This window comes from Synechococcus sp. F70.1, from assembly GCF_047502745.1.
Taxonomy (GTDB): Bacteria; Cyanobacteriota; Cyanobacteriia; order Thermostichales; family Thermostichaceae; genus Thermostichus.
The window spans coordinates 13,200-18,884 of record NZ_JANSJL010000006.1 but is presented as its reverse complement, the minus strand read 5'-3'; the positions used below and the strand labels follow the sequence as shown (position 1 = coordinate 18,884).

General features: G+C 59.5%; 7 protein-coding genes. 2 read left to right on the top strand and 5 right to left on the bottom strand.

Annotated elements, in window-relative coordinates; all coding sequences use genetic code 11:
* On the bottom strand, positions 1-787 hold a 787-nt coding region (rsmG, locus tag NW860_RS00215; protein ID WP_414396560.1), incomplete at its 3' end, for a 16S rRNA (guanine(527)-N(7))-methyltransferase RsmG.
* The gene (locus NW860_RS00210) at positions 784-1,758 is read right to left on the bottom strand and encodes a hypothetical protein (RefSeq protein ID WP_414511868.1); all 975 of its coding nucleotides are present in this window, start codon (positions 1,756-1,758) and stop codon (positions 784-786) included. The genes rsmG and NW860_RS00210, both read right to left, overlap by 4 nt.
* A gap of 258 nt (positions 1,759-2,016) precedes the next feature.
* Here NW860_RS00210 and guaA point away from each other — a divergent pair, with 258 nt between their 5' ends.
* Positions 2,017-3,567 (top strand): glutamine-hydrolyzing GMP synthase, encoded by a 1,551-nt coding sequence (gene guaA, locus NW860_RS00205; protein ID WP_414396565.1) that lies wholly within the window; start codon positions 2,017-2,019, stop codon positions 3,565-3,567.
* Between the two features lie 9 nt (positions 3,568-3,576).
* Here guaA and NW860_RS00200 read toward each other — a convergent pair whose 3' ends face one another.
* The 3 genes from NW860_RS00200 to NW860_RS00190 all read right to left on the bottom strand — a co-directional run bounded on the left by NW860_RS00200 (position 3,577) and on the right by NW860_RS00190 (position 5,192).
* Entirely contained in the window at positions 3,577-3,789 is a 213-nt protein-coding gene (locus NW860_RS00200; RefSeq protein ID WP_414396568.1) for a hypothetical protein, read from the bottom strand.
* Between the two features lie 2 nt (positions 3,790-3,791).
* On the bottom strand, positions 3,792-4,118 hold the full coding sequence (locus NW860_RS00195; RefSeq protein WP_414396571.1) for a hypothetical protein: 327 nt from the start codon (positions 4,116-4,118) through the stop codon (positions 3,792-3,794).
* A 69-nt stretch (positions 4,119-4,187) separates the two neighbouring features.
* Positions 4,188-5,192 (bottom strand): CobW family GTP-binding protein, encoded by a 1,005-nt coding sequence (locus NW860_RS00190; protein ID WP_414511867.1) that lies wholly within the window; start codon positions 5,190-5,192, stop codon positions 4,188-4,190.
* Positions 5,193-5,305: 113 nt separating this feature from the next.
* Between NW860_RS00190 and NW860_RS00185 the strand changes: the two genes are divergently transcribed.
* On the top strand, positions 5,306-5,685 hold a 380-nt coding region (locus tag NW860_RS00185; RefSeq protein WP_414511866.1), incomplete at its 3' end, for a TMEM165/GDT1 family protein.

Sequence of the window (5,685 nt, the reverse complement as noted above, 5' to 3'; positions counted from 1 at the left end):
AAGGCTTGCCCCGCCCCAAGGGTTGACGTTGGGGAACACCAGGAGGGCGGGGATAGAGAGCTGGTGTGGGAGCCACTTTCTCCAGCAGCAGACAGTGGCGCACGCTGTGGCTGTGGGGAGTGGTGAAGGCTTCGATGTGAACCAGTTTCCCTCCCAAAAGGGAGAGGGCCCGCTCTAGAACTTCGGCTTCGGCCTCGGTCCAATGGCCACGATAGAGGATGGCGCGTCCTCCCACCCTGAGTAGGGGCAGACAATACTCGGCACAGATCTCCGCTGCGGCCAGAGCCCTGGCCAGGGCCAGATCGTAGCTGCCACGTTCCTGCGGGTCTTGCCCCCAAACTTCCGCCCGCTGGGCCACTGCCCGCGCCTGGGCCAGGGAGAGCTGCTGCAAAACGCCTTGCACAAAGGCAATCTTGCGCTGGGTGCTATCTAGCAGGGTAAAGCTGGCCTGGGGTAGGGCAATTTGGGCCGGGATCCCTGGAAAGCCTGCTCCAGTGCCAACGTCGATGCCCCGCCAGGGCTGGGTTTGAATGACCTCCCACGGACCCAGCAAGCACAGGCCCCGCAGCGAGTCCCACAGGTGTTTTTCCCAGAAGTCGATGGGGTCAGTGATGCGGGTGAGGTTTTGGGTGCGGTTGCCGGCCATCACCAGGGGGTAGAGCTGCTGCAGTTGCCGTTGCTGGCGCTCCGTGGGTTGCCAACCCAGCTCTGCTAGCCACCTTGCCCACAGCGCCTTGAGCTCGGGGGGCTCCAGTGGAACCAGCGGGGTCTTTTCGGCTTTGGTCATCCTGGGAGGCTCAGCTTCAAGGCGGCAGGGATGGCTTTTTCGGCCCAACCCTTAAGCTCCTGGGTCAAGCCCTGCAAAGAGCGATCCGCCCCCAGCAGTTCCTGGTTTAGGCAAACCAACTCCTGCAAATCCAGCTCCTGGCAGGGGATCCCCTCCTCCAGCAAGAGGTTAATCGGCTGGGCCTGAGCCTGGAAAGGCTGACAGGCAGCCAACTCCAGCTCTACCTCCAAAAGCACCTGCTCCAGCCGCTCCACCCGCTCTTGCATCTGCGCCAGCAGGGCTGCTAGCTGCTGACAGCAGTGGTGAACCTGGCGGGCGTAGACTTTGAGGGGCAAGGCCAGCGGCAGCAAGGATTCGGACAGGAGCTGGACGAGGTGCTGGGCCTCCAGCTCTTCCAGTTGGAGGTCTTGCCAAATAGCCTGATAGGAGCGCAGCGCCTGGCGACAGGCCTCCAGGCGGCAGTAGCAGGGCTGTAGCACCGAAGCCCGTAGCTCCTGCAGGTAATCGGCCCACAGTTGTCCCACCTCTACCATCGAGCTGGGACGCAGAAAACTCCACCCCTGGGCCACCAGCCAACTGAGTACCAGGCCGGCCAACAGTTGGTTTTTTCGGCGTAGCAGGAAAGGGGAAAGCTGCTCTCCCCAAGTGGCCAGACCCAGCCAGATCAAGGCAGCTAAAGCCAAATGGGGCAAGCTGATCATTTCGGCCAAAAGCTGGGCGGAGCAGCGCTGGCGCAGCCTCCAGATCATCGCGGCGCCTAGGCTGTAGAGCCCTCCCCCCAGCAGCGGGATCACCGCTAGCCACGGGAGCGGTAACAGCTTACTCTCGCCCAGGGCCTCCCAACTGAGCAAGTACAAGGCCAAGAGAGCCAAAACCGCAACCCACCCCTGCTGGTGCTTGAAACGGCGGGCCAGCAGACGTCGGCGGCGACGTAGATAGGTTTGAAAGGATTCGGCAACGAGGGTGGACATAGGGATCCCTGGCGCTATGCCCACTGGCCTAGAGCGCTATCCTCATTCTGCCCGCTTTCAGGCCTGGCCGATGGCAAACTCTATCAGGGATCCAGGGGGCGGTTTTGCCCCAAAAGCTCCTCTGCGAGAAGTTTTCCAGGGTAGATGCCTGCAGGAAAGCTCTCTGTCCTTGCTACGATGTTATCCCCAGCTAATCTCTTGGCCCTGCTGTTCATCCGGCCCTAGGTTTTCCGGCTCCCCCTCAAGGTGCAGCGCCAGATGATCGTCATTCTCGACTTTGGCTCCCAGTACTCGGAGCTGATTGCCCGTCGCGTCCGTGAAGCCCGGGTCTATTCGGAAATTCTCTCCTACCGCACCACCGCCGAACAACTGCGGCAACTGCGGCCCCAAGGCATTATCCTCTCCGGCGGCCCCAGCTCCGTCTACGAGCCGGGTGCTCCCGCCTGCGACCCGGAGATCTGGAAGTTGGGGATCCCCATCTTGGGCGTGTGCTACGGCATGCAGCTCATGGTGCAACAGTTGGGAGGCCGGGTAGAGCCCGCCCGCAAGGGCGAGTATGGCCGGGCCGCCCTCCATGTTTTGGATCCCACTGACCTGCTCACCAACCTGCCAGAAAACAGCACTGTGTGGATGAGCCATGGGGATGTGGTCACTGAATTGCCGCCAGGCTTTCACGCCCTGGCCGCCACGGACAACACTCCCTTTGCTGCCATTGCCGATCCCGTCCGTCGTCTGTACGGAGTGCAATTTCACCCCGAGGTGGCCCACTCCGAGGGCGGCGCTTTCCTGATGCGCAATTTTGTCTATCACATCTGCCGCTGCGAGCCCACCTGGACCACGGAGGCTTTTCTGGAGGAGGCCATCCGAGAGGTTCGCGCCCAGGTGGGCAACAAGAAGGTGTTGCTGGCTCTCTCCGGCGGGGTGGATAGTTCCACCCTGGCTTTCTTGCTGCACAAGGCCATTGGCGACCAGCTCACCTGCGTGTTCATCGACCAAGGGTTTATGCGCAAGGGCGAGCCGCAGCGGCTGCTGCGCCTTTTCCAGGAGCAATTCCACATCCCCGTCCACTATGTAGATGCTCAAGAGCGCTTTCTCCAGCAGTTGAAGGGGGTTACCGACCCAGAAGAAAAACGCAAGCGCATTGGGGCAGAGTTCATTCGCGTGTTCGAGGAGGAGTCGCAGCGGCTGGGTCCTTTCGAGTACCTGGCCCAGGGCACTCTCTACCCGGATGTGATCGAGTCGGCCAACACCAACGTGGATCCGGTAACTGGGGAGCGGATTGCCGTCAAGATCAAAAGCCACCACAATGTCGGCGGCTTGCCGAAAAATCTGCGCTTTAAGCTGGTAGAACCCTTGCGCAAGCTCTTCAAGGATGAGGTGCGGCAGCTGGCTCGCTCCTTGGGCCTGCCGGAAGAAATCGTTAATCGTCACCCCTTTCCAGGGCCGGGGCTGGCCATCCGCATTGTAGGAGAGGTTACCCAAGAGCGGCTGGAGATCCTGCGCGAGGCCGACATGATTGTTCGCCAAGAGATTAACCGCTCTGGCTACTACTCCAAGCTCTGGCAAGCCTTTGCCGTGTTGCTGCCAGAAGTGCGCTCGGTGGGGGTAATGGGAGACAAGCGCACCTATGCTTGCCCGGTAGTGGTGCGGTTGGTTACCAGCGAGGACGGCATGACGGCAGACTGGGCCAGGGTGCCCTACGACCTCTTGGCCACCATCTCTAACCGCATCGTCAACGAGGTTCCGGGTGTCAACCGGGTGGTCTACGACATCACCTCTAAGCCTCCGGGCACCATCGAATGGGAGTAGACGGGATCCCTAGCGAGGGCCTGCTTTCGGGAGAGAGTGGGAAAGCTGAGCCTGGGCGGCTTGGACTTCCAGGCGGGCCAAGGTTGTAGCGGCATCGGCCAGTTGCAGGGCCAAATTGGCACGGCTAATGGGATCCTGGGCTTTCCAGAGATCCTGTCCCAAACAGAACACTCGATAGCGGAAAGCTTTGATGGAGTGGGATGGAATTGCTTTAACGGTCATGGTTACAGCCTTTTTTCCACAGCAATGCGAGTGTTCAGCAGTACCCGCTCGGGCTCAAGGTAAGTGAATGTTACCAAAACAACTTCATCGACAGCCCTGATGACTACTGGGCAGGTGGCTTTTGGCGGTTCCACCCGCCCGTGCCGTACTCCCACAATGTATTCCCCAACGGGTAGGTCATCAAAGCCGGCGTCGGCGTAGATTAACTCGATGGTTTCTTCCCCAATCCGTTTCCCCTCCTGCTCCAAGAAGGCGACAAAAGGGATCCCCTCGATGGAAGTGAGGGCATTGTTGGCTTGGTTGCGAATCATCACAAAAATGTCGGCCATGGGCGGGATGCCCTCTCTCAAGGCTCCCCTCGCAAGGCTGCTGGAACAGGGCCCGACTAACTCCTAACTCTAGACCGGCGCAGGGACAAGACAGGCTTCCAACTTTTGCCGCAGCTTGGCCGTATCGAGGTGCTGGCCAATGAGCACCAACTGGTTTTTGGGCTGGCGAGGCCACTCATCGCTGCTGAGGGTGTAGCGTCGGCCGCTGAGGTGGAAGATATACCGCTCTGGGCTTTCTTCAAACCATAGGATCCCTTTGGCCCGAAAGACCGCCTCAGGCAACTCGTTGAGAAAGTTCTGGAAGGCGTCCAAAGAGAAGGGCCGATCGCTTTCAAAGGAGAGGGAGTTAAAACCCTCAACCTCGATGTGGCTGTGGTGCGAGTGGCCATGCTCATGGTCGTGTTCGTGGTCGTGCTCAGCGTCGTGGGCTTCCTCCTGGGGCAGGGAGCTGGGCTGAAATAGATCGGTATCTAGGATGAGCTCTAGGGGAACAACGCTGTTGACCGTGCGCAAGATGCGGGCATCTTCCTTGATCTCGCGGATGCGTTTTTCCAAGCGCTCAATTTCTGCCGCTTCGACAAGGTCAGTTTTGTTGAGGAGGATGACGTCCCCACAGGCAATTTGGCTGTAGGCTACGTCGCTGTGGAACAGATCGGGGGCAAAGTTGCTAGCATCCACCAGAGTGATAATCGAATCCAGCCGCGTCAGATCCCGCAATTCTGGTCCCAAGAAGGTGAGGGCAACCGGCAAGGGATCCGCCAGCCCAGTGGTTTCCACCACCAGATAGTCGATTTTGTCCGAGCGCTCCATCAGGCGCAGCACGCTGTCGACAATGTCATCGCGAATGGTGCAGCAGATGCAGCCGTTGTTCAGCTCCACCAGGTCTTCTTCACTGGAGATAATCAGCTCGCCGTCGATGCCGATTTCCCCAAACTCGTTGACCAGCACCGCCGTGCGCATTCCCTTTTGATTCCTGAGGATGTGGTTTACGAGAGTGGTTTTCCCACTCCCCAGAAAGCCGGTGATGATGGTAACGGGTAAGCCCTGCTTAGGCACTTCAAGGGTTGTGGTCATAGCGCGCTGCCAAAGTGGATGTCCTTCTTCTACCTTACCTGCGTCCGCAGGGGACTAGCTCCGGCGGCTAGGCCATGCAGTAAGCTAATGAAGGCGGTTAGGAAGCGGGTGCTATGGCTTTGCTGCCCTTTTGGCCGGAGCGGTTGGGGTTAGCCCTGCCGCTACCTCTTGTAACCTCTGCTTCTGAGAACAACCTGGGAGAGGGATCGCCACTGCACCTTTGGCTGGTTACCTTTTTAACGGTTTTTGTGGCGGAAATGGGTGACAAGACCCAGTTGGCAACCTTGCTTCTAAGCGCCCAGTCCCAGTCTCCCTGGGCCATCTTTTTTGGCTCGGCCAGTGCCTTGGTCACCGCCAGCTTGCTCAGTGTCCTGTTGGGCGGGTGGCTAGGTCAGGTGATCCCGGCAGCCTGGGTAGAGTGGGCGGCGGGAGTGGGCTTTTTAATGATCGGAGTCTATGTGCTGTGGCGGGAGTGGCAGAGTGCTCGCCTAGA